Annotated in this window: 23 protein-coding genes and 1 riboswitch; of the genes, 22 read left to right on the top strand and 1 reads right to left on the bottom strand. The window is 40.2% G+C overall.

The annotated features are described in order from the left end of the window. Positions 1-9: 9 nt before the first annotated feature. The 11 genes from scpB to SporoP8_RS15600 all read left to right on the top strand — a co-directional run bounded on the left by scpB (position 10) and on the right by SporoP8_RS15600 (position 11,320). On the top strand, positions 10-621 hold the full coding sequence (gene scpB, locus SporoP8_RS15550; RefSeq protein ID WP_085133359.1) for an SMC-Scp complex subunit ScpB: 612 nt from the start codon (positions 10-12) through the stop codon (positions 619-621). Continuing rightward, complete coding sequence (locus SporoP8_RS15555; RefSeq protein WP_085133360.1) at positions 618-1,622, top strand: D-alanyl-D-alanine carboxypeptidase family protein; 1,005 nt, start codon at positions 618-620, stop codon at positions 1,620-1,622. Before scpB ends, SporoP8_RS15555 begins: the two co-directional genes overlap by 4 nt. A gap of 107 nt (positions 1,623-1,729) precedes the next feature. Continuing rightward, positions 1,730-2,461, top strand: a complete 732-nt coding sequence (locus SporoP8_RS15560; RefSeq protein ID WP_085133361.1) for a pseudouridine synthase — start codon at positions 1,730-1,732, stop codon at positions 2,459-2,461. A 104-nt stretch (positions 2,462-2,565) separates the two neighbouring features. Then, positions 2,566-3,102, top strand: a complete 537-nt coding sequence (resA, locus tag SporoP8_RS15565; protein WP_085133362.1) for a thiol-disulfide oxidoreductase ResA — start codon at positions 2,566-2,568, stop codon at positions 3,100-3,102. Between the two features lie 15 nt (positions 3,103-3,117). Next, the gene (gene resB / locus SporoP8_RS15570) at positions 3,118-4,776 is read left to right on the top strand and encodes a cytochrome c biogenesis protein ResB (protein ID WP_085133363.1); all 1,659 of its coding nucleotides are present in this window, start codon (positions 3,118-3,120) and stop codon (positions 4,774-4,776) included. Further along, a complete protein-coding gene (ccsB, locus tag SporoP8_RS15575) occupies positions 4,767-5,951 on the top strand; it encodes a c-type cytochrome biogenesis protein CcsB (protein WP_085133364.1) in 1,185 nt (394 codons plus the stop codon). Before resB ends, ccsB begins: the two co-directional genes overlap by 10 nt. 104 nt (positions 5,952-6,055) lie before the next feature. Beyond that, complete coding sequence (locus SporoP8_RS15580) at positions 6,056-6,775, top strand: response regulator transcription factor (RefSeq protein ID WP_085133365.1); 720 nt, start codon at positions 6,056-6,058, stop codon at positions 6,773-6,775. Beyond that, on the top strand, positions 6,772-8,562 hold the full coding sequence (locus SporoP8_RS15585) for an ATP-binding protein (RefSeq protein WP_085133366.1): 1,791 nt from the start codon (positions 6,772-6,774) through the stop codon (positions 8,560-8,562). The genes SporoP8_RS15580 and SporoP8_RS15585 overlap by 4 nt, the downstream gene beginning before the upstream one ends. A 48-nt stretch (positions 8,563-8,610) precedes the next feature. Then, positions 8,611-9,135, top strand: a complete 525-nt coding sequence (locus tag SporoP8_RS15590) for an RNA polymerase sigma factor SigX (RefSeq protein ID WP_085133367.1) — start codon at positions 8,611-8,613, stop codon at positions 9,133-9,135. A 4-nt stretch (positions 9,136-9,139) separates the two neighbouring features. Continuing rightward, entirely contained in the window at positions 9,140-10,339 is a 1,200-nt protein-coding gene (locus SporoP8_RS15595; RefSeq protein WP_085133368.1) for a GerMN domain-containing protein, read from the top strand. Between the two features lie 72 nt (positions 10,340-10,411). Next, a riboswitch (FMN riboswitch) is annotated at positions 10,412-10,547 on the top strand. Between the two features lie 191 nt (positions 10,548-10,738). Beyond that, positions 10,739-11,320 carry an ECF transporter S component gene (locus SporoP8_RS15600; RefSeq protein WP_085133369.1) on the top strand — a complete coding sequence of 194 codons (582 nt, stop codon included), beginning with the start codon at positions 10,739-10,741 and terminating at the stop codon, positions 11,318-11,320. Between the two features lie 208 nt (positions 11,321-11,528). On the opposite strand, the gene SporoP8_RS15605 is transcribed toward SporoP8_RS15600, so the two are convergent. Beyond that, positions 11,529-11,786, bottom strand: coding sequence for a ferredoxin (locus SporoP8_RS15605; protein ID WP_029053065.1), 258 nt, complete (start codon positions 11,784-11,786; stop codon positions 11,529-11,531). A gap of 112 nt (positions 11,787-11,898) precedes the next feature. Here SporoP8_RS15605 and SporoP8_RS15610 point away from each other — a divergent pair, with 112 nt between their 5' ends. The 11 genes from SporoP8_RS15610 to SporoP8_RS15660 all read left to right on the top strand — a co-directional run bounded on the left by SporoP8_RS15610 (position 11,899) and on the right by SporoP8_RS15660 (position 21,689). Next, positions 11,899-12,927 (top strand): YpbB family protein, encoded by a 1,029-nt coding sequence (locus SporoP8_RS15610; protein WP_085133370.1) that lies wholly within the window; start codon positions 11,899-11,901, stop codon positions 12,925-12,927. Continuing rightward, entirely contained in the window at positions 12,927-14,366 is a 1,440-nt protein-coding gene (locus SporoP8_RS15615) for a RecQ family ATP-dependent DNA helicase (protein ID WP_085133371.1), read from the top strand. Before SporoP8_RS15610 ends, SporoP8_RS15615 begins: the two co-directional genes overlap by 1 nt. Before the next feature lie 148 nt (positions 14,367-14,514). Beyond that, positions 14,515-14,820, top strand: a complete 306-nt coding sequence (locus SporoP8_RS15620) for a hypothetical protein (protein ID WP_085133372.1) — start codon at positions 14,515-14,517, stop codon at positions 14,818-14,820. Positions 14,821-14,929: 109 nt separating this feature from the next. Continuing rightward, the gene (locus SporoP8_RS15625; RefSeq protein WP_085133373.1) at positions 14,930-15,694 is read left to right on the top strand and encodes a metallophosphoesterase; all 765 of its coding nucleotides are present in this window, start codon (positions 14,930-14,932) and stop codon (positions 15,692-15,694) included. Positions 15,695-15,722: 28 nt separating this feature from the next. Continuing rightward, positions 15,723-16,685 (top strand): YpdA family putative bacillithiol disulfide reductase, encoded by a 963-nt coding sequence (locus tag SporoP8_RS15630; protein ID WP_085133374.1) that lies wholly within the window; start codon positions 15,723-15,725, stop codon positions 16,683-16,685. Positions 16,686-16,765: 80 nt separating this feature from the next. Next, positions 16,766-17,446 carry a glutamic-type intramembrane protease PrsW gene (gene prsW, locus SporoP8_RS15635; protein ID WP_085133375.1) on the top strand — a complete coding sequence of 227 codons (681 nt, stop codon included), beginning with the start codon at positions 16,766-16,768 and terminating at the stop codon, positions 17,444-17,446. Between the two features lie 97 nt (positions 17,447-17,543). Then, positions 17,544-18,341: a spore cortex-lytic enzyme gene (gene sleB / locus SporoP8_RS15640; RefSeq protein WP_085133376.1), complete on the top strand. Its 798-nt coding sequence runs from the start codon at positions 17,544-17,546 to the stop codon at positions 18,339-18,341. Positions 18,342-18,363: 22 nt separating this feature from the next. Continuing rightward, positions 18,364-19,647 carry a PepSY1/2 domain-containing protein gene (locus SporoP8_RS15645; protein WP_085133377.1) on the top strand — a complete coding sequence of 428 codons (1,284 nt, stop codon included), beginning with the start codon at positions 18,364-18,366 and terminating at the stop codon, positions 19,645-19,647. Between the two features lie 65 nt (positions 19,648-19,712). After that, on the top strand, positions 19,713-20,354 hold the full coding sequence (locus tag SporoP8_RS15650; protein WP_198166032.1) for a flagellar brake protein: 642 nt from the start codon (positions 19,713-19,715) through the stop codon (positions 20,352-20,354). A 76-nt stretch (positions 20,355-20,430) separates the two neighbouring features. Further along, the gene (gene cmk, locus SporoP8_RS15655) at positions 20,431-21,108 is read left to right on the top strand and encodes a (d)CMP kinase (protein ID WP_085133379.1); all 678 of its coding nucleotides are present in this window, start codon (positions 20,431-20,433) and stop codon (positions 21,106-21,108) included. Continuing rightward, positions 21,105-21,689 carry a lysophospholipid acyltransferase family protein gene (locus SporoP8_RS15660; RefSeq protein ID WP_085133380.1) on the top strand — a complete coding sequence of 195 codons (585 nt, stop codon included), beginning with the start codon at positions 21,105-21,107 and terminating at the stop codon, positions 21,687-21,689. The genes cmk and SporoP8_RS15660 overlap by 4 nt, the downstream gene beginning before the upstream one ends. Positions 21,690-21,708: the final 19 nt, after the last annotated feature.

The following is a 21,708-nucleotide window of genomic DNA, read 5'->3' on the forward strand; positions in this document are numbered from 1 at the left end:
ATGATAAGAATGGATATCGAAACCCGTTTGGTCGGGATGACGGAAAGTTTTTTATTTGTTGCAGGTGAAGAAGGATTAACTCTTGGACAGTTAGCCGCATTGTTACAGTGCGAAGAACAAAAAGCAGAACAAGTACTGAATTCGTTACAAGAGGCATATGAAGAAGACGACACACGTGGCATCACGCTAAAAAGTTATGGCGGGAGTTTCCGCTTAATGACGAAGAGTGAATGGGCAGATGATATTAAAAGAATGTTAGAAGATCCAAAACCGTCTACGTTTACACAAGCCGCGCTCGAGGTGCTTGCCATCATTGCATATAAGCAACCTGTAACGCGCGTAGAAATTGATGATTTGCGTGGTGTCAAATCTGAGCGTGCATTGTCTTCATTGGCAGGCAAAGGCTTCGTAGAGGAAGTGGGGCGCATGGATGGACCGGGTCGACCTATTTTATATGGTACGACAACTTTCTTCCTAGATCGTTTTGGACTGGCATCGCTCGATGATATGCCGCCACTGTCACTTGACGAAGAACAAGAAGCATCGGAGGAAACAGATTTATTCATGACAAAATTCCAAGAAGCATTTTCCATTACAGAAGAAGGAGGACATGATGCTTGAGAAAGATTTCGGTCATCGTTCTACTGATAGTCGGGTTATTGATGAATCCTGCAAGTAGTCAGGCAGCAGGTTCGTCTTTTGCAGTGATAGATGGAGAGAATGGTAGGTTGTTGATGGGATCAAATGAACATGAACCACTACCCATCGCAAGTTTGACTAAAATGTGGACGGCTTATACCTTTTTGGAGTTAAAGCCCAGTGAGCAAGAAACGGTCATCTCCTCACAAGCCGCTATGGCAGAAGGGTCATCCATTTATCTCGAAACGGGTCAAGTGATGAAGACGAAAGATTTATTATATGGCTTAATGCTTCGATCAGGTAATGACGCAGCGCAGGCGCTCGCTGAACATGCGGGTGGCTCACTTGAAGGGTTCGTCTATCTGATGAATGAAGTGGCGCAAAGTCACGGCTTGGAACAGACGCATTTTATGAATCCATCGGGTTTACACGGCGAGCATCATCTATCTTCTGCGTATGACACAGCTAAAATGTTGTATTTTGCCATGAAGAATCCAGAATTCCGTAAAATAGCATCTACAAAAAACTATCCTTTCGAAACGGAACATGGTAAAAATAGTTGGCAAAACAAACATCGCCTAGTGTTATCTGAACCTACTGCTGTTGCAGGTAAAACAGGTTTCACAAAAGCTGCTGGCCGAACACTGGCTACCTATTTTGAAAAGGATGGAAAGTCTGTCATAGTCGTTACGTTAAATAATGGAGATGATTGGCAAGTCCATAAACAGTTATCACAACAAGTTTTTTCTGAATATCAATCGTATACAGCAGTGAAAAAAGGGAAGTATCAAGTATTTCCTCATATGATCGCGAAGTTGGATCAATCTGTTAAATTACTCGTAACGAAAGAAGAGAAAAAAATGTTGTCCAATGTGTTACAGATTCCACAAGCAGATGAACAACAAAAAAAGGGCTATTGGTCTATTTATTTAGGTACAGACCCCATTAAGACAGTAGCAGTAGATATCGAGACCGAAAAGTGAATAGAAAACATACTATTTCGAAGATTGCCCAACATAGGTCAGTCTTCTTTTCATTTGTCCCAAAGTGTGACATAATTTTTTCAGTATGTAACATCAAGGAGGAACCCATGGAAAGATTACAAAAGGTATTGGCACAAGCCGGCGTAGCATCAAGAAGAAAGTCAGAAAAACTAATATTGGACGGTTTAGTTAAAGTGAATGGTAAAGTCATAACGGAACTTGGCACAAAAGTTAGCAGAATGGACACAATTGAAGTGGAAGGCGTTCAATTGACCAAAGAAACACCTGTCTATTATCTGCTTTATAAGCCACGCGGTTATATCTCAACAGTAGATGATGAAAAAGGTCGTAAAACCGTAATGGATTTAGTACCCGAAATCAGCCAGAGAATATTCCCAGTTGGTAGACTGGACTACGATACATCAGGCGTATTGCTGATGACGAACGACGGAGATTTCTCGTATTTGATGACGCATCCAAAATTTGAAATTAAAAAGAAATATGTGGCTAAAGTAAAAGGCATCCCTTCCCGCGATGATCTCAAGAAATTGGAGACAGGAATTGAACTAGATGACGGGAGTACTGCCCCTGCACGGGTGAAAATGACAAGCTCGGATAAAAAAACGAATTCTGCAATTGTCGAGATCACAATCCATGAAGGACGTAACCGTCAAGTGCGAAGAATGTTTGATGCAATTAATTGTCCCGTACAAAAACTGAAGCGTGAAGAGTTTGCTAACTTAACGACACGCGGATTGAATGCCGGAGAAGCGCGTGAATTAACGAGACATGAATTGAAACAACTACGCGTCTTAGCAGAAACAGGAAAGATCGGCTGAGGAAGTGTCAAAAGTTCACAAACCTATCACTAGTGCCGAGTCAACTGATTTTATGTTTTGGTATAATAGCAGTTGGAGCATAAATAAGACAGGAGGTTACATGATTGGCCAAAAAGAAAAACAAAAAGACTATTAGGCTAATTAGCAGAGCAGCCCTTCTAGTAATATTAGCAGCAATTATTATCTACGCGATTACTTCAAATGATAAAGTGAAAGTCTTGGCTGAAGGAGATATGGCGCCTGATTTCGAGCTTGTAGATTTAGAAGGAAATGAACATCGGTTATCAGATTACAAAGGACAAGGCGTATTCTTGAATTTCTGGGGCACGTGGTGTCCACCTTGTAAAAAGGAAATGCCTCACATGGAGGATCTCTATAAAGACTTTGAAGCAAAAGGTGTTCATATCCTTACTGTTAACGTAGGAGAACCAAAAGTGAAAATAGAACTTTTTAGAGATGACATGAACCTGTCATTCCCGATGTTATGGGATAAAAACAAAACCGTTATGGATTTGTATAATATTAAACCATTACCTACAACTTTCCTCATCAATCCAGAAGGAAAGATTACGAAAGTCATTAAACAGGGAATGACAGAGCAACAAATTTACGAGTATTTAGAAAGCATTCAACCAAAGTAAGGAGATTGTTACTCAATGAGCAAAATCAAATGCCAATGTGGGCATGAAAATCCTTATGGTACAGAGCTTTGTGAGAAGTGTGGTCGTCCCTTATCTGAAAAAGCAAAGAAAAGTGATATTGTAGATATGCGCTACGAAGGATCTTCTAGAAGATCCCAAACCTATAAGAGTTCCATTGTCGATAAAATTTGGAACTTCTTCTCCAGTGTTAAGATTGGTGTCAGTATTATTGCGGCGGTATTAATCGCGTCAGCAATCGGAACCATATTTCCACAGAAGTTCTATGTACCTGCCACTACGCCGGAAGGCTATTTGGAATACTATGAGCGTCTGTATGGTACGGTAGGAAAGCTTTATTATGAGCTAGGCTTATATGATATGTATAATAGCTGGTGGTTTAAAGTGCTGGTCGGTATGCTTGCAACTTCTATTATTATTGCAAGTATTGACCGTGTAGTTCCGCTTTATAAATCACTTAAAAAGCAACGTACACGTCGTCATCCATCCTTTATGAAGCGTCAGCGGATTTTTGGAGAAGGTGATGTTCAACATACAGAAGAGTCACTTGTAAAAGCGGCAGAAAAACTAAAAGCAATGCGCTACAATGTGAAAACAGAAAATGGCGCAATTTTAGCTGAAAAACATCGATTTTCACGTTGGGGCCCATATATTAACCACGTCGGATTAATTATTTTCATTTCGGGCATTCTGCTGAGAGGGATTCCTGGTTTTTATGTTGACGAAGCGATGTGGCTTCGTGAAGGAGAAACACGTAATATCGTCGGAGCACCAGGTTATGTACTTGAAAATAAAAAGTTCACTTTAGAGAATTATACAAAAGAAGAAGCAGAAGAAGTTTTCGGTGAGGCGTTGGAGAAAAATGGCGCGATCGCCAAATCCTATACAACAGACGTTACATTGTATAAGCAAGAAGAAGGAGCACTACCTGGTAGTGAAAGTCTTAAAAAAGTGGAGGATTACTCCATCAATGTTAACAAGCCATTAAAGTTTGATGGATATAATGTATTCCAGATGGATTATAAACTAAACGAGCTTAAAAACATGACATTCCATTTGGTAAATAAATCTTCTGAAGAATCTCTTGGAGAATTTACGGTGAATTTAAGTGACCCAGAGAAGGAATATGATCTGGGGAATGGCTCTACTGTCAATATGCTCGGTTTTTATCCGGATTATGATGGGATTAAAGACGGGGAACCCTATTCAAAGTCACCTGTTCCAAATAATCCAGCGTTCATTTTTCAAATGAACACACCGGATAAGCCAAAAGGTGAAAAGAGTTTCGTTGCAATTCGTCAAACGTTGGAAGTGGAAGAGAACGACTATGCGATTAAGTTCGCAGCTGCCGAGACTCGAAACATTTCAGGTTTAACGATCCGCAAAGATAAAACTTTATATATCCTCTTACTCGGTGGCCTAGTATTTATGATTGGTGTTATTCAAGGTATGTACTGGCAACATCGTAGAGTATGGATCCAAGAAGATACAGAAGGTCATCTATTGATTGCAGCACACACGAATAAAAACTGGTTCTCTTTACGTAAAGAGCTGGATACATTACGTGAAACTGCAGACTTGCCTGCTTATATAGATCGTCAGGATCCTGAGTTGGACAAGCCAGAACAGGAAGGGGACGAGGAAATATGGACTTAATTACCATTAGTAGTAACTTATTGTTAGTTTCATTTGTTGCTTATTTAGTAGCGACACTCTTTTTTGGAGGCGCTATAAAAAAGTCGAAATCAGAAAAAGCGTATCATAATAGTAAGTGGGGAACAATTGGTCTAGTTATTACGATCATCGGTTTCCTTACTCACCTAGGCTATTTCTTTACAAGATGGGGTGCATCAGGTCACGCACCCCTTAGTAATATGTTCGAGTTTACAACTGCTTTCGGCATGATGCTCGTAGGGGCATTCATCATGTTGTATATTATTTACCGAACACCATCACTGGGATTATTCGCGTTGCCCATTGCGATTATTATTATTTCATACGCAACGATGTTTCCAACGGACGTTACTCCACTAATTCCTGCACTTCAAAGTAAATGGTTATTCATTCACGTAATCACGACGGTTATTGGTGAATCCATACTTGCGATCAGTGCGATAGCGGGGCTTGTATTCTTAGTAAAGAATATTGATATGACGAAAAAATCGAAATCACGCTTTTGGATAGAAACAGTTATGTATACGCTAGTTCTAGTTCTTGGTTTTGTCGTATCTTCTACGACATTTAAAGTAATGGACTATGAAGCAGAATTCACATATATAAATAAAGATGAAGTACCTGCTGAAATTACGTATCACGTTCCTCCGTTATTCGGAATGAATGAGTATGAAGCGATGACACCAGATAAAATGACACCTTGGGTTGAATTGCCACCGATTATCAATGCCCAAAAAATGTCTTCTCTTGTTTGGTCTATAGCTGTAGGTTCAGTGCTTTATCTACTTTTACGCTTGATCGCACGCAAACCTCTTGCCGCAGTATTCCAACCGTTGGCGAAGAAGGCGAATTCTCAACTGATGGATGAAATCGGCTATCGTGCTGTATTGATTGGTTTCCCGGTCTTTACGCTCGGCGCGTTGATTTTCGCCATGATTTGGGCACATGAAGCCTGGTCGCGATTCTGGGGTTGGGATCCGAAAGAAGTGTGGGCACTCATTACATGGTTGTTCTATGCTGCATTCCTTCACTTGCGTCTATCAAGAGGTTGGGAAGGTAAAAAGTCTGCATGGCTTGCTGTCATCGGATTTGTTATCATCATGTTCAACTTAATTGCCGTAAATTTAATTATTGCAGGTTTACACTCATACGCATAATCTTCGACTGCATGACAATAATTGTCATGCAGTCTTTTTATTTCTTTTTATAGGTCAGTAATTGTACAATGGTGTTAGAAGGTTGTCGAAAGGGGTAATGAACTGTGGAAGAAACTGTGAAGCTCTTAGTGGTGGATGACGAGGATCGCATTCGTCGCCTGTTGAATATGTATTTATCTCGAGAAGGTTATGAAATTGAAGAAGCGGTCGATGGAGCAGATGCATTAGAGAAAGTGTTTGCTGGACAATATGACTGTATATTGCTCGACGTGATGATGCCTGAAAAAGATGGTATGGAAGTATTAGCTGAACTGCGTGAAAATAAAATTATGACACCTGTTATTTTATTGACAGCGAAAGGTGAAGAAGCAGACCGTGTAAGCGGGTTTGAAAGTGGTGCAGATGATTACATCGTCAAGCCATTCAGCCCAAGAGAAGTAGTCTTACGCGTTAAAGCTATGCTGAGACGTTCAGTTGCATTCCCGAACGTGTCGTCTAACACAACATCAAAAGATTTAGTAGTCTTCCCACAGCTGACGATTGATCATGATGCGCATCGTGTAACTGCTGAAGGTAAAGAAGTCAATCTAACACCGAAAGAATATGAGTTACTATATTTCCTGGCGAAATCACCAGATAAAGTATTCGATCGTGAACAATTGTTAAAAGAAGTATGGCATTACGAATTCTTTGGAGATTTGCGTACAGTGGATACACATGTCAAACGGCTACGTGAAAAATTGAGCCGTGTGTCAGAACGGGCAGCGAAAATGATTGTCACCGTTTGGGGTGTCGGTTATAAGTTCGAGGTTCCAAACGAATGATTAGAATATGGAATTCAATTGTCGGGAAGCTATGGGCCACCATATTGCTTCTCGTTTCCTTTGTCCTGTTTATCGTGACACTGTTCCTGCTCGAGTTTCTAGATAATTTCCATACGAAACAAGCAGAAGAGACCTTGCAGAGGGAAGCTGCCACCATCAGCAAAATCGTCAATGATCATAACGGACAAACGACCGATTCCATGCACCAGATTATAGAGGATATTCTTGATATGGAGACGAATGCAATCGTAGTTGATCAACAAGGTGATATTTTGTATTCATTCCATACGTCTTCGAGTAAAGAGGAAATTGAAGATAAATTACTGTCCGAAGGCAGTTTATTCGAGTCGCCAGAACTAGGTAAGCAAAAAATGAAAGAAATGATATTGCCTTCATTGACAGAGAAAGACGTCATGGAGCAATTTTTGATTTTATCTTATCCATTCGAACAAGTTAGTGGTGAACAAGCGAGTGTACTCATGTATCAAAGTCTCGATGCTGTGCACCGTACGACGAAAAGTACAACCAATATTGTTTTCTTATCGGCATTCATCGCATTTATATTGACTACGTTCTTTGCATTTTTCTTGTCTACACGGATTACATTGCCATTGCGTAAGATGAAGCAAGCTGCGTTTGAGTTGTCTAAAGGAAATTTCGATACACACTTACCTGTTGCGCAAAAAGATGAAATTGGTCAGTTAGCAACAGCTTTCAATCAGATGGGACGTCAATTGAAATATAACATTGAATTGATTAAGCAGGAGAAAGAACAGCTTTCCAGTATTCTTACATCTATGACAGATGCAGTTGTGACGTTTAACCAAGATTATTCCATTCTTCTGAAAAACCCGCAAGCAGAGTTATTGTTGAAGAAATGGTATGGTTATAATCAAAAAAATCATCATCCGTTGCCTAAAGAAGTGTTCCATATGCTTGAGCATGCCATTTCATTCGCTGAGGAAGTGGAAGACGAGTTGGAATTGGGCGGACAGTTTTATGTGATCTCTATCAGCCCGTTATACAGTGAAAATAGTATCCGTGGAGCGGTAGCGGTATTTCGTGATATGACGGAACAGCATAAATTGGATAAATTACGTTCAGATTTCATTGCCAACGTATCACATGAATTGCGAACACCCATTTCGATGTTGCAAGGATATAGTGAAGCCATCATAGATGATGTAGTGAGCAGTGAAGAGGAACGTATGGAAATGGTCCAGATTATTCATGATGAATCCAAGCGTATGAGCCGTCTCGTCACGGACTTGTTGAATCTTGCTAGAATGGAGTCTGGTTACATTCAACTTAATAAAAATCCCCTTTCAATTGTGGAATTTTTGGAACGTATAGTGACAAAGTTCTCACAAGTGGCAAAAGACGCCAAAGTGGACTTGTCTTTGGAAACAGAAGAGTCGGATACTCTGATCATAACGGCCGATGAAGACCGGCTGGAGCAAGTATTCACTAATTTGATTGATAATGCTATTCGTCATACTCCGGACGGTGGTGCTGTGACGCTATCGGTCTACCGGTCTACTGAAATGCTTGATATTACAGTAGCTGATACTGGCGTTGGTATTCCCGAAAAAGATTTGCCGTTCGTCTTTGAACGTTTCTATAAGGCGGATAAAGCAAGAACAAGAGGTAAAGGCGGTACAGGACTTGGTTTGGCTATTGCAAAGAATATTATGCAAGCACATGACGGTTCGATTTTAGCGACACGTGGAGATGAGAAAGGTACAATCTTTATTTGTTCTCTTCCACTTGATGCACTAAACAAATGAAACTTCTCCTGGACTGAAACGACTACTACTACAGAGCGAGGGGATTGAATGGATGATTCCGTTTTTCAACGATTATATGAAGATTATAACCGTGACGTATTCAACTTCCTCACTTATTTGACTCGCAATCGAGAGGTAGCGGAAGATTTGATGCACGAGGTTTATGTGCGTGTTCTCAAATCATACGGCCGTTTTGAAGGGAAGAGCTCTGAGAAAACTTGGTTATTTGCAATTGCGAAAAACGTCTCTATTGACTATTTTCGAAAACAATCCACAATCAAGAAACATACAAATATTCATTTCGATTGGGAAACAGAGCAATTAATTTCAACAAATCACTTGCCCGAACGTTTAGTTGAAGCGGGCGAAGAGCAGAGGCAAATGCTTGAAGCGTTGCACACATGTACGGGTGATCAGAAAATGGTCATCCTCATGCGGTTCTTCCAAGATCTATCAGTTGCTGAAACAGCTGAAGTTTTAGGCTGGACCGAAAGCAAAGTGAAAACGACACAACACCGTGCAATCAAAGCGTTAAAAGTGAAATTGGAAGCACGTTCGGTCAGAGAGGGGTGATGACATGAGCAAAGATAAATGGAATGAAGATGATCTCGAGAAACGTTTACGTGACATGCCGATCGTAGAAGATCAGCGTTCCAAAGATGAGGTTATGCAACGGTTAAAAAATGATTCAAGACTTTCTGAACCGAACGAGCCTAACAAAAGACCTTTCAAAACAAAATGGTCTCCACTTATTGCAACTGTTGCAGCGATTTTATTGCTCGCCATCATCTTGCCGACATTTTTTCAGCAAAGTAATGAAGTATCGATGGATAAAGCGACGACAGAAGAATCTGCTGATGCTGTTAAGGTGGAGAATGGAGAAGAATTGCAATCGCATGAAACAAATGATACATCCATGTTTACAAGACAGGTTTCAATGCCGCCCTCATACGCTGCCTATCCTACCGATGTCTTAGATCACACAGCGTTTCACATCGGCCTTGCTACCGATCAGGCGACCGTTGTTCCAGTAACGTTTCTGATACCGAATGAACGCCTTAGTGGAGACTTAGAGACCGCACGGGATGCAGTGACACTTTATAATGAGTATGCGAATAAAATAGATGAAGAGGCGCTTGGATTTACAGAGTATCATCCATATAAAGCGATAATTTCTTCAATAGGAAAACAAGTTCAATTGAAGTTTGCTGCAGATCATTCCTATGACACTTCGAGTGCGACACTTGAGATGTTAAATTTGTCCCTACAAGATACGTTTCAAGGATATGATGAAATCGTGTTGCTACAAGAAGATGCTTCTGCAATTACATTTGATCAAGTAGGTCAAGTGGAAAGACCGATCGCCTTGTCAGGTACCGTATCGCATCAAGCATACTATCGATACGTGAAATCAGATGGAGAAGCAGTACTCTCTACTAATTTTGGTAAAACTTCTAATACGGTGGAGCAAGCATTACATGATATGAAAAAGTCACCGAATGACATATATTCAACTGTGGTTCCTAAAGGAATTGACTTCACGGTCAAAGTAGAAAAAGACATTGTTAAAGTGAAATTCACTGAAGTACTTGATTTAGAAAAGATGCAACGTCAAGAGGCCATGCAATTGATAGAAGGGATCTTGATGACAGCGGCAAGTTTTGATAAATTTGTAGAATTCGACCAAGTTGCTCAAGCACAATGGATGGAATTTGATTTCACTCAGCCATTGGAAAAACCGATTGGTGCAAATCCAAAGTATTTAATTAACGAATAATTCTGTTTTGTAAACTTGTGAAGTTTACAAAACAGTTTTTTTACGTTATAATAGGTTCATAACTAAATATTGATTCATCTTCGGGGCAGGGTGTAATTCCCGACCGGCGGAAATGAAGTAGAATACTACTTTTTAGCCCGCGAGCTTAACAGCTGATTCTGGTGAGATTCCAGAGCCGACAGTATAGTCTGGATGGGAGAAGGTGAAGGTGCAGCCATCTTTTTGTGTACGCAAAAGTGGTGCTTGTTTCCTGACGGATAAGTTTGTATGATTTATCTGTTCTTAACAGTGCATTTTATTCTCCCTAAAGTATATTTTACTTTAGGGATTTTTAGCGCAACAAATAGATGAGCCAGCCTTTCCTCTTTTGAAGTGAATCGCAAAAGGAGAGAGGAACAAGTGAATAACAAGAAGTTACGTAAGCTGATTTTGGTGGCGATTTTGGGAAGTATTTCAACTGTGTTAATGCAGTTTAACTTTCCGATTCCGGCAATGCCTGGATTTTTAAAGATCGATTTTAGTGAGATCCCAGCTGTTATGGCAATCATGACGATGGGACCTGTTGCTGGTATAGGCGTAGAGTTATTGAAGAACGTCATGCACTGGTTCTTATCAGGAAGCCCGACTGGAGTACCGGTAGGTGAAGTTGCAAACTTCGTGACAGGCGTATTATTCATAATGCCAATCTACTGGATTTTTACGAAGTATCGTTCAGCTAAAGGTCTTGCATCAGGTTTGATCGCAGGTACGGTAGCAATGGCAGTAGGTATGAGCGTATTGAATTACTTAGTGTTCTTGCCGATGTACACATATTTCCTAGGCATGCCAGCAGTTACAGGCGACTCGCTTTATCAAATGATTATATTGGGAATCTTACCATTCAACTTGATAAAGGGTGTCATGCTATTAGCCATCACGTTGATGTTATATAGAAGCATGGAGAAGTGGATTCTCCAGCAACAAAAGAAGTTATCGTTCTAATCAAATAAACGCCGGTCTTCCTGAATAATAGGAAGACTGGCGTTTTTACTGTATATAGAGAATTAGCTAGTGAGAATGAGGGGATTGAAACGCCAGCTGGGGACGCTTTACGGTTTGCGCGGCATGAGTCCCTCATCGGCAAAGTGCAAAATTGATTTAAAGCAAAAAAACAACACATCCAGTAGTAGGAAGTGTTGTTGGGATTGAATCAATCTTCATATTTTAATGGATCGCCTTCGAAGGCTTCATCTGCAATTTTAATTGAATCGGTAGGGCAGCCATCATATGCATCCTCGAGATCCTCCATCAGTTCTTCTGGAACTTCAGTGTTTCCCGTGTTATCATCTAAAATAACAAATGCAATTCCCTCATCGTCATAATCATAGATATCTGGCGCAGCAGCCCCGCAGGCCCCGCAAGCTATACATGTATCCTGATCGACAATCGTATACTTTTTGCTAGACATTTGTCTTTCTCCCTTCTTCCATTCACTCATCCTATTTTGTATCTACTCTATTCTAAAGCTGTTTTCATCACTTTTCAACAAAAAAACGTTATTTCTTCAGGAGTGAGCGCAAATGAGTTTTGATTCTATCTTACTAACGATCTTCCAACGTCTCCATGGTGAGCGTTCAGCGCAAGGTGTTTACCATATACTTCGCGGGAAAAAATCAGGACAGACATTACAAGACGTTGAATATTATCAAGTTAAATCATACTATGCATTGTTGCCACAATTGACGGCAAGCGACTTTCAGCAAGCGTTAGAGCGGATGCAAGCAAACGGTCTGATCTATATAAATGAACTCGTCTATGTGACGGCAAAAGGTCAGATGGGGACGGGTAGTGAAATGTGGCGATTTAATGGCTGGAATTACCGTGGTCGTGAAAGAGAGTTCGGCAGACGTTTGGCGTTGCTAGTACAGACATTGTCCAATTTACGATGCGGTGAGACAATGTTCATGCCGATCCAGAAAGAATTGCCTACCCAACAATTTATCAAAGGACTTTTACGTAACCAATCAAGTAGCACGACTAATCTATCTACATCATTGCGAAAAGAATTGGAACACGCGCTAATTCATTCATCATTATCAGATTTACAACGTACGATAGTGAGCGATCGATTGACGGGTTACCGACTTACCGCATCTACTTGGGAACAGCTGGCGGAAAGTCTAAACATATCGACTATGACTCTGCAACTTTACTATTTAGAAGCATTACACATATTGCTGGACTTCCTACAACAACAACCGAATTTGCAATTACTGACAGAATTAGCGGTAGGTTGCAGAGTAGACACGTATTTGACACAATCTGCCGAACGGACACAAAAACTATTCGAGCGGGGTTATTCGGTAGAGCAAATTGCATCTTTACGAAATTTGAAATTAAGTACTATAGAAGATCATTTCATTGAAATGGCAGCGAATATGGATGGCTTTCCATATAAAGAATTTGTAACGGAAGAACAAATGGAGATGGTTTGGCGTCATGTTGAACAGTTGCAAACTAAAAGATTGCGTTTGTTGAAACAACAGTGCCCAGAATTGTCGTATTTCCAACTGCGATTAATCATCATTATTGGAAGGAGCGAGAGCTGATGGAACTTCAAGAAGTATTGCATCAAAAGTTCGGTTATGAATCATTTCGACCTGGGCAACAAGAAGTCATTAAGGAGTTACTTGCTGGACGGGATGCTGTGGCGATTTTTCCGACGGGTACGGGGAAGTCACTTTGTTATCAATTACCTGCATATATACTCGATGGAGCAGTGATCGTCATCTCTCCGCTCGTTGCGTTGATGGAAGATCAAGTGGCCAATCTACGAAAACATAAAGAGAAACGTGTGGTCGCGATCAATTCGTTTTTATCTAGCAAGGAAAAAGAATTGGCGCTCTCTACCATGACGCATTATAAGTTCATTTTTTTATCACCTGAAATGATGATGCAACAACATGTCCGGCAGCTTGTTCAACAATTACATATAGCTTTTTTTGTAGTGGATGAAGCCCATTGTATTTCCGAATGGGGATTTGATTTTCGACCAGACTATTTACGATTAAAAGAACTGTTCTCAGTTTTAAAAAGAGCACCGGTGTTGGCATTAACTGCTACTGCGAGTAAAAAAGTAGTGGAAGACATAACTACTTACTTACACATGAGAAATCCTCACATCGAACGACAGTCGATGGATCGTCCTGCTATATCCTATCGTGTGGTGCATTTGGATAATGAATTGGCAAAAACAGAGTGGATTATTGATAGACTTGCTACAACGATCGGACCTGGTATTATTTATGTGGCGTCACGAAAACGTGCGGATGAACTTTCGGCAATAATTCGAGAGAGAGGAATCCCGACAGCAAGTTATCATGGAGGCAAGGAACAGGATGAACGATCTATTATTCAAGAACAATTTATACAAGGTGAACTCGAGTGGATTTGTGCTACCAATGCATTTGGTATGGGAATCCATAAAGATGATATTCGACAAGTTATTCATGAGCATCTACCTGCTACGCCAAGCGCGTACATTCAGGAAGTAGGACGTGCAGGACGTGATGGGGATCAGGCTGCGGTCACACTTTTATATAGTGTGCGAGATATACAGAAAGTGAAGTTCATCGTGTACGAGGATTTGCCAGAGGAACAGCAAATTCTTTATTATCATTCTTTACTGCAATCAGGTACTGGGAGTCAATTGGCTGCCGAGCAAGCTGGACTATCAGAAGTAGCTAGTCGTTTGCTTGATTATTATTTGGAACAATACGATATAGAACATGTCATTCGACAAATCGAACAAATATATCAAGTGAAAGAGAAACAAATTGCCGAAATGGAGAGTTATGTAAAAAGTGAAAGGTGTTTGCGACAGAAATTAGTACAGTTTTTTGGCGAGAATACGTCGCCAGCAGAAACGGATTGCTGTTCAAACTGCCAGAATCTAGATGACGATTGGTTGATTAAGTCACAAGCATCAACTGAACACGTAAACAAAGCGTTACAGTGGAGTGAACGTCTACGTCAGTTATTAGGTTAAAGCAGACTGTCAGTATTTACTTTTTAGACAAAATTCGGCATAATAGAGATAGATGAGTTTGTGAACGGACGTATTTTTCACGGATGAATAAAGGAATTGCATCATATAATAGCAACAGACATTATGCGGTGTGAAGGAGAAATTAGACATGTTAAACGATCAGTATAAAATGGATTTTGAACAACAGCGAAAAGAGATTAAAGAAAAAGCGCCTATCGATAAACTTCCCTCCCGTGCAGAAGTACATGGAAAGAAGAAAGAGGAGAAATACGGTCAAGTGAAAGTCATCAATATTTTTCTGGCGATTTTTACATTAATACCTATTGTTATACTCCTTTATGTATTATCGGATCTCTATTCCCCTGACGTTCCCGATCAAGTACCTGTTGAAAAAGTCGAGTTGTCGGTTGGGCTTTATCCGTCCATGACACATTTCATGCATGCCGTTTCCTAAGCGCAGTATAATAGTTAGGGGTTTTAATGAAATCTCGCTACACTACTAATGAAAATTACTACTACAAAAGCAAAGTAGACGCTTTGCTTTTTTTTATGGGAGTTGACTAATGAAAAAGGTTCGAATAGCGGGATTATCAGTTTTTTTATCAGCGATGACTATGCTGACTTATATGTTTACCTTAGCTCATCGGAATCGTGTGCTTACTCATACATTAACTATTCAATCGTCGCCAACTAATAAATTGAACGTGTTCTTCATTTCAGATATCCACAGACGGAGTATTCCTCAGCGACTGATAGATGATTTGCGTACGCGTTCTATCGATGTGGTTATCGTAGGTGGAGATGCGGCGGAAGGCGGTGTGCCGATTGAGCGAATTGAACGCAATATGCGTTTACTCGCTTCAGTGGGGCCGATCTTCTATATTTTTGGAAATAATGATCAAGAAGTAGGCACAGAAAATATATTACGTGTGATGGAACATGTAGGTGGTAAAGTGTTGGTCAACAGTACTACATCGATACCGAACCATCCGAATTTCGGTATATGTGGGCTGCAAGATCCAAATAACGGAAAAGTAGAGATCGATAAGGCTGTGGATTCTGCAAAAGGTTATGATCATTTGATCCTAGCTGTACATAATCCTTCATTTTTCCGAAAGTTTGAAGAGAAGCGGCGACCTGATTTATCTGTTGCTGGCCATACACATGGCGGCCAGATTAGACTTGGTCGTTGGGGCATGCAAGACCTTGGTCGCTTTGAGACGGCGGAAAGCTGCGCGAAATTAATCAGTAACGGCTATGGAACGACAATGGTGCCGTTACGTTTCGGTGCGAAACCCGAATGTCATGTAGTGGAAGTTCATTACTAGAACGCGAGAAATTAGGAGAGTAGATGTCATGAATTCTGTAGATGCAGTAATTGTTGGTGGCGGTCCATGTGGCTTGTCAGCGGCAATAGAATTGCAAAATATCGGTTTATCGGTAGTGGTGATTGAAAAAGGAAATATCGTGAATTCGATTTATAATTATCCCACTCACCAAACGTTTTTTAGTTCCAGCATGAAATTATCGATAGGCAAGACGCCATTCATTACAGCGATAGATAAACCAAGACGTAATGATGCACTCGTATATTATAGAACTGTTGCACAAATCGAGAACTTGCGAATCAATAGTCATGAGCGAGTGGAAGATATAAATAAGCAGCATGATCAATTTATTGTGACGACGAATAAAGCGGTCTATGAAGCGAAATATGTCGTAGTGGCAACAGGTTATTATGATCAACCCAATCGTTTACATGTCGAAGGAGAGAATTTGCCTACTGTCTATCATTACTTTAAAGAAGCACATCCGTACTTCAATAAAAAGGTGACAGTCATTGGCGGGAAAAATTCTGCTGTCGACGCAGCAATCGAGTTACAACGCGCGGGTGCGCATGTAACTGTCATCTATCGAAACGAAACGTATTCGAAAAGTGTAAAACCTTGGATACTCCCAGGTTTTGAAAGTTTGGTGCGTAACGGTCAAGTCGATATGCATTTTAATGCGTATGTAACGAAAATTACTGAAAAAACAGTTACCGTTAATCAGCAAGGCACCTTATTTGATCTCGACAGTGACTACGTCTTTGCGATGATCGGCTATCATCCGGATCATGCATTTTTACGTAAAATAGGGATTGAAGTAAACGAACAATCTGGACGACCTGTTTTCAATGAAGAAACGATGGAAACAAACGTTGATAATTTATTCATCGCAGGTGTTATTGCAGCGGGGAATAATGCCAATGAAATTTTTATCGAAAATGGACGTTTCCATGGTGGAATGATTGCACAATGTATTGCACAAAATATGTGAATGAATCAGTCGCTTGCCTTACAGGTCAGGCGGCTTTTATTGTATATGGTGTGATATACTAGCGATATGAGGAGGCGCTTATGTTTATTTTACTGACAGTCGCAATAGCGCCGGCGCTGGCACTTTTCAGTTATTTGTATTTACGTAAACAAATTGCCAAGGAGCCGTCCAAGACGCTATTCCATGCATTCATTTACGGTGCAATCATGACATTTCCTATTTTGTTTATCCAGCATGTATTTGAAGAAGAGCATGTATTTCATAATGAGTTTTTCCGAAATGTATTATTTACGAGCAGTTTAGAGGAATTTTTTAAATGGATTATTATTTTTATTCTCGTATATAAAACAATTGAGTTTGAAGATGCCTATGATGGGATTTTATATGGAGCGAGTGTCTCACTCGGATTCGCTACAATAGAAAACATTTTATATTTACTATCTTTCGGTTTGAATACAGCTTTTCTTCGTGCATTACTGCCTGTCTCAAGTCACGCATTATTTGGTGTCGTGATGGGGTATTATTTTGGTAAAGCGAAGTTTTCTGTTGCATCAGAAAAAGCGAAATGGATAGTTATTGCATTTTTAGCGCCATTGCTACTTCATATACTTTACAACTCGATTTTATTTACTAATGATTATTGGCTGTATTTAATGATCCCTTTTATGCTGTTCCTATGGTGGTTTGGGCTGACACGAGTGAAGTATGCACATACTTTTGCGATGCAACAATTCAGAAAACGAAATCAATCAAACTTTTAGAAATCCGTCTGAGTTCTTCAGACGGATTTTTTGCCTTATAAAATACTCGATATTGGACAAACTACGAGGAAGCACAATTTTATGGAGGTGGATGTCTATGAAGCGAATTACAAAACGCTTCCTATTTTTATTACTGGCAGGCATCATGATGTTTTCTTTCTTTGCGAGTCATAGTGAAGCGTTCAGTGGACGTGACTTAGCGAAAGGTGCAAAAGGGGACGATGTAATTGAATTGCAAGCAAGGCTCCAATATATCGGTTTCTATCATGGAGAAATTGATGGTAATTTCGGTTTCGGGACGTACTGGGCATTACGCAATTTCCAGGAGCAATACGGTTTACCACTTGACGGGATAGCGGGTAAAAGCACGCAGAAGAAGTTGCGAGGAATTTCAGATTACGATGAAAAGTATGTAAAAGGGCAGATAGCGAAAGGAAATCAATTTACCTATTACGGTGGACAGTCGCTAGAATCCCAAGTGAAAAAGGGGAGTGTCCCGCACAAGCAGTCGCAAACCCAAATGCAAGCACCGCCTAAATATACTGACCAGGATATTAATTTATTGGCCAATGCAGTGTATGGTGAAGCACGTGGCGAGCCATACGAAGGACAAGTGGCGGTAGCGGCAGTTATTTTAAACCGTGTCGAACATCCAGATTTTCCTGATTCAATTGGCGGCGTCATCTTTCAACCGGGAGCGTTTACTGCGGTTGCGGATGGACAAATTTGGCTGACACCGAATGAACGTGCGAAAGAAGCCGTTATTGATGCAATCAACGGTTGGGATCCTTCAGAAAATGCAATTTACTATTTCAATCCAATCACAGCAACTAGTAAATGGATTTGGTCAAGGCCACAAATTAAGAAAATCGGTTTACACATATTTTGTGACTAATAGAAAGGAGACCTAGCTTATTATGAAACGAATGATTTTCATTCTGACCTATTCATTTATTGTATTGGGAATATATACGTTTGGAACAGTGCGTGAAAATGAAGATTTATCAATTGCATTGAATGGCCAATATTCCAAAAGTATGACAGATGCCTCACAAAAACTAGGTGAGTTGGAAGAGGCAGTAAATAAGTCATTATTATTTGAAGATCAAAAAAGTTCTGCAAAGGAAAGAGAAGATATTTGGCGTTTGTCATCAGATATCAAATCATCCATATCCTCACTTCCTGTAGATGAAAGTTTCTCTACTTCCTGGATGAATTATTTAGGAAGATTAGGGAATTTCGCAAAGCAATCTACAGAGAACGGCGACGCTGACGAATACTATGGCGTGATGCAACGCGCTTCAGAAAATCTGGATGAACTAACGAGTGAATGGCAGTTAGCGACAAAAGATATGTTTTCAAGAAAAATGTCAATCAGCAACTGGGAAAAAAAGTTGCGTGATTCACCTGATGGAAAGGCGAATTGGTCGAAAATGGGAGAGTCTGTCATGGAATATACAGAAGCAGTATTCCCTCTAACGGCTAGTGAGTCTGATGCGAAGAAGAAAAAAGAGTTGCGTGATATTAAGGAAAAGAAAATTAGCGAAGACGAGGCAATTCAAAAATTCAAAAAGCTTCTGCCGACTGTATCGAATGATATCATTGCAGCGGAAAGAAGTAGAAAAGGGGCTCCATATCCATTTTATCATATCCGTTATGCGGAAAATTCTTCAATTGGCTATATAGATATAACTGAAAAAGGTGGACATGTTCTGTCGTATCTCATGGAGCGTCGCATGGGTAAGCCTACAGTTTCCTATGAAGAATTAGAGAAGCTGGCTGATGAGTTTTTAAAGAAGGCGAATTATACGGATTTGGTTTTAGAAGAGGCGAGAGAGAATGATAACGCGTGGCATTTTGTTTTCGTCCGGGTGGATCCTGAAAATGATGCCAAAGTATTTTCAGATCCAATTCATATCAAATTAGCAAAAGACAACGGGGAAGTGATCGGTCTGAATGCATCGGAATACATTCGTAAAGAACAGCCAAAACCACAGCCTATTCGTACAGCGGAGTGGCATACGTTCTTTAGACCGGATGTTACAGTAATGGCTCAGGAGCTTGCCTATGTAGAAAATAGTCAAATGGAGCAACGCCTTGCGCATTATTTAACTGTCGTTTCAGGTGAAGAAAATTTAGAGACATATAAGATTCTCGTTGATACGGAGACATTAGAAGTGATTACGACAGAAAAACAATAAAAAGGATTGGAAAAATTTACTCCACATGACATAATAAAAGAATAGGACGAATGGCAGGTGGAGATATGAGACTAAGTATCGGGACAGTATTAACATTGGAAAAAGATTATACTGAGGAATCGGAGAAATTCAAATGTCGCGTAGTGGATATTGAAGATGAAGAGCACTTCATGATGGATTACCCTATCAATATAATGACGGGTAAAACAGCATTCTTCATAGATGGTACGCAGTTACTTGTTACATTCGTAGATCAGTATAAAATGTCTTATGCATTTCGCACAGAAGTGCATAGCCGGGTCAATCAAACGATTCCCATGCTTAAACTGAAATATCCCGGTGATAAGCAATTGATTAAAATCCAAAGAAGAGAATTCGTTCGTGTCGATGCGTCATTAGACGTGGCATTACAAGCAGACTCTTCCTCTTTGCAATTGGTGTCATTGGATATTAGCGCTGGTGGATTAGCCGTCAATATGAAAAATCATGATTATTTCCCGCGAAATACAGAAGTGAAATTATTGATTGTATTGTATTTCTCGAAAACAGAAATCAAATATGTATCATGTAAAGCAAAAGTAGTAAGAAATTGGGAAAGTCAGAACCGTAGATTGAGCTCTTTCACGTTTGATGAAATAGATGATAAAGATCGACAACATATTATTCGCTATTGCTTTGAACGACAGTTAGAATTACGAAATAGCTAAAGGAAAAGTCTGTCGAGAGCAGACTTTTCCTTTTTGCTTATGGTACAATAAAGGCGTAAATGGAGGGGTTTTCATCATGACAGGTGGAATGAGAATTGCAATTGACGGACCTGCAGCAGCGGGTAAAAGTACAATTGCTAAATTAGTAGCTAAAAAATTAGGATATACGTATATCGATACAGGAGCTATGTATCGCGCCATTACTTACAAAGTACTTCAAAGCGCCACAGATCCACGTAATGAGGAAGAAATTACAAAGTTGATTGCCCAAACGGAAATCGATTTGCAACCGGACGAACAAGTGCAAAAAGTCTTGCTGGATGGTATTGAAGTAACTGACGCGATTCGTTCACACGAAGTGACGACAAATGTTTCAGCAATCGCGGCTTTGACATCTGTCCGTGAACTTTTGGTAGCTAAACAGCAGAGTCTGGCAGCAGAATCCTCCGTTGTAATGGATGGTAGGGATATTGGTACTGCTGTGTTGCCTGAGGCTGAATTGAAAATCTTCATGACAGCTTCTGTAGAAGAGCGTGCTGAGCGTCGTTTACTAGAAGAACAGAAGCGTGGAATGAAATCGGATTATGAAACATTGAAAAGGGAAATAAGCGAAAGAGATCAAGCGGACAGCGAACGAAAAATTTCTCCATTAAAAAAAGCAGAAGATGCGATTATAATTGACACAACAGGGAAGACAATAGAAGAAGTGACAAATAGTATTGTCGAATATGCCGAAAAGAGGTTGGCTCAATGAATTTATATCCACTTGGCAAGTTTTTGATTAGTACTGTTTGTTTTCCACTTTATCGAATTAAGGTAATCGGCAAAGAAAACTTCCCGAAACAAGGCGGTGTGCTTTTGTGCACCAATCATATAGATAATTTAGATCCGCCTATAGTCGGTATTACATGTCCGAGAACAGTTCATTTTATGGCCAAAGAAGAGCTATTTGATAAGCCGATTCTTAAAACGTTGTTACCAAAAGTACAAGCATATCCCGTAAAACGTGGCATGAGTGACCGAGAAGCATTCCGTAAAACCATTAAACTATTACGCGAAGACAAAGTGGTAGGTCTTTTCCCTGAAGGAACTAGAAGCAAAACGGGGGAAATTGGAAAAGGTTTGGCGGGCGCAGGATTCTTTGCTCTTAAAGGTGGAGATGCAAAAGTCGTTCCGTGTGCAATCATCGGGCCGTATAAAGCCTTTTCGCAACTGAAAGTCGTCTACGGGGAAGCTATGGATATGACGCCTTATCGTGAAAGAAAAGCATCTGCTGAAGAGGTAACGGAAGCGATTATGGCAGAGATATCCAAGTTGATTGAACAGTATAAATAAAAGAATAATTGCAATTTTT

This window comes from Sporosarcina ureae (genome assembly GCF_002101375.1).
Classification (GTDB): Bacteria; Bacillota; Bacilli; order Bacillales_A; family Planococcaceae; genus Sporosarcina; species Sporosarcina ureae_B.

Bases quoted from the DNA above. Each gene is read 5' to 3' on its own strand.
- SporoP8_RS15590 (WP_085133367.1), top strand. From the start codon at position 8,611: ATGGATGATTCCGTTTTTCAACGATTATATGAAGATTATAACCGTGAC.
- SporoP8_RS15560 (WP_085133361.1), top strand. From the start codon at position 1,730: ATGGAAAGATTACAAAAGGTATTGGCACAAGCCGGCGTAGCATCAAGA.
- scpB (WP_085133359.1), top strand. From the start codon at position 10: ATGGATATCGAAACCCGTTTGGTCGGGATGACGGAAAGTTTTTTATTT.
- SporoP8_RS15620 (WP_085133372.1), top strand. From the start codon at position 14,515: ATGTTAAACGATCAGTATAAAATGGATTTTGAACAACAGCGAAAAGAG.
- prsW (WP_085133375.1), top strand. From the start codon at position 16,766: ATGTTTATTTTACTGACAGTCGCAATAGCGCCGGCGCTGGCACTTTTC.
- SporoP8_RS15610 (WP_085133370.1), top strand. From the start codon at position 11,899: ATGAGTTTTGATTCTATCTTACTAACGATCTTCCAACGTCTCCATGGT.
- SporoP8_RS15605 (WP_029053065.1), bottom strand. From the start codon at position 11,786: ATGTCTAGCAAAAAGTATACGATTGTCGATCAGGATACATGTATAGCT.
- ccsB (WP_085133364.1), top strand. From the start codon at position 4,767: ATGGACTTAATTACCATTAGTAGTAACTTATTGTTAGTTTCATTTGTT.
- SporoP8_RS15585 (WP_085133366.1), top strand. From the start codon at position 6,772: ATGATTAGAATATGGAATTCAATTGTCGGGAAGCTATGGGCCACCATA.
- SporoP8_RS15630 (WP_085133374.1), top strand. From the start codon at position 15,723: ATGAATTCTGTAGATGCAGTAATTGTTGGTGGCGGTCCATGTGGCTTG.
- SporoP8_RS15615 (WP_085133371.1), top strand. From the start codon at position 12,927: ATGGAACTTCAAGAAGTATTGCATCAAAAGTTCGGTTATGAATCATTT.
- resB (WP_085133363.1), top strand. From the start codon at position 3,118: ATGAGCAAAATCAAATGCCAATGTGGGCATGAAAATCCTTATGGTACA.
- SporoP8_RS15595 (WP_085133368.1), top strand. From the start codon at position 9,140: ATGAGCAAAGATAAATGGAATGAAGATGATCTCGAGAAACGTTTACGT.
- SporoP8_RS15645 (WP_085133377.1), top strand. From the start codon at position 18,364: ATGAAACGAATGATTTTCATTCTGACCTATTCATTTATTGTATTGGGA.
- sleB (WP_085133376.1), top strand. From the start codon at position 17,544: ATGAAGCGAATTACAAAACGCTTCCTATTTTTATTACTGGCAGGCATC.
- SporoP8_RS15650 (WP_198166032.1), top strand. From the start codon at position 19,713: ATGAGACTAAGTATCGGGACAGTATTAACATTGGAAAAAGATTATACT.
- cmk (WP_085133379.1), top strand. From the start codon at position 20,431: ATGACAGGTGGAATGAGAATTGCAATTGACGGACCTGCAGCAGCGGGT.
- SporoP8_RS15625 (WP_085133373.1), top strand. From the start codon at position 14,930: ATGAAAAAGGTTCGAATAGCGGGATTATCAGTTTTTTTATCAGCGATG.
- SporoP8_RS15660 (WP_085133380.1), top strand. From the start codon at position 21,105: ATGAATTTATATCCACTTGGCAAGTTTTTGATTAGTACTGTTTGTTTT.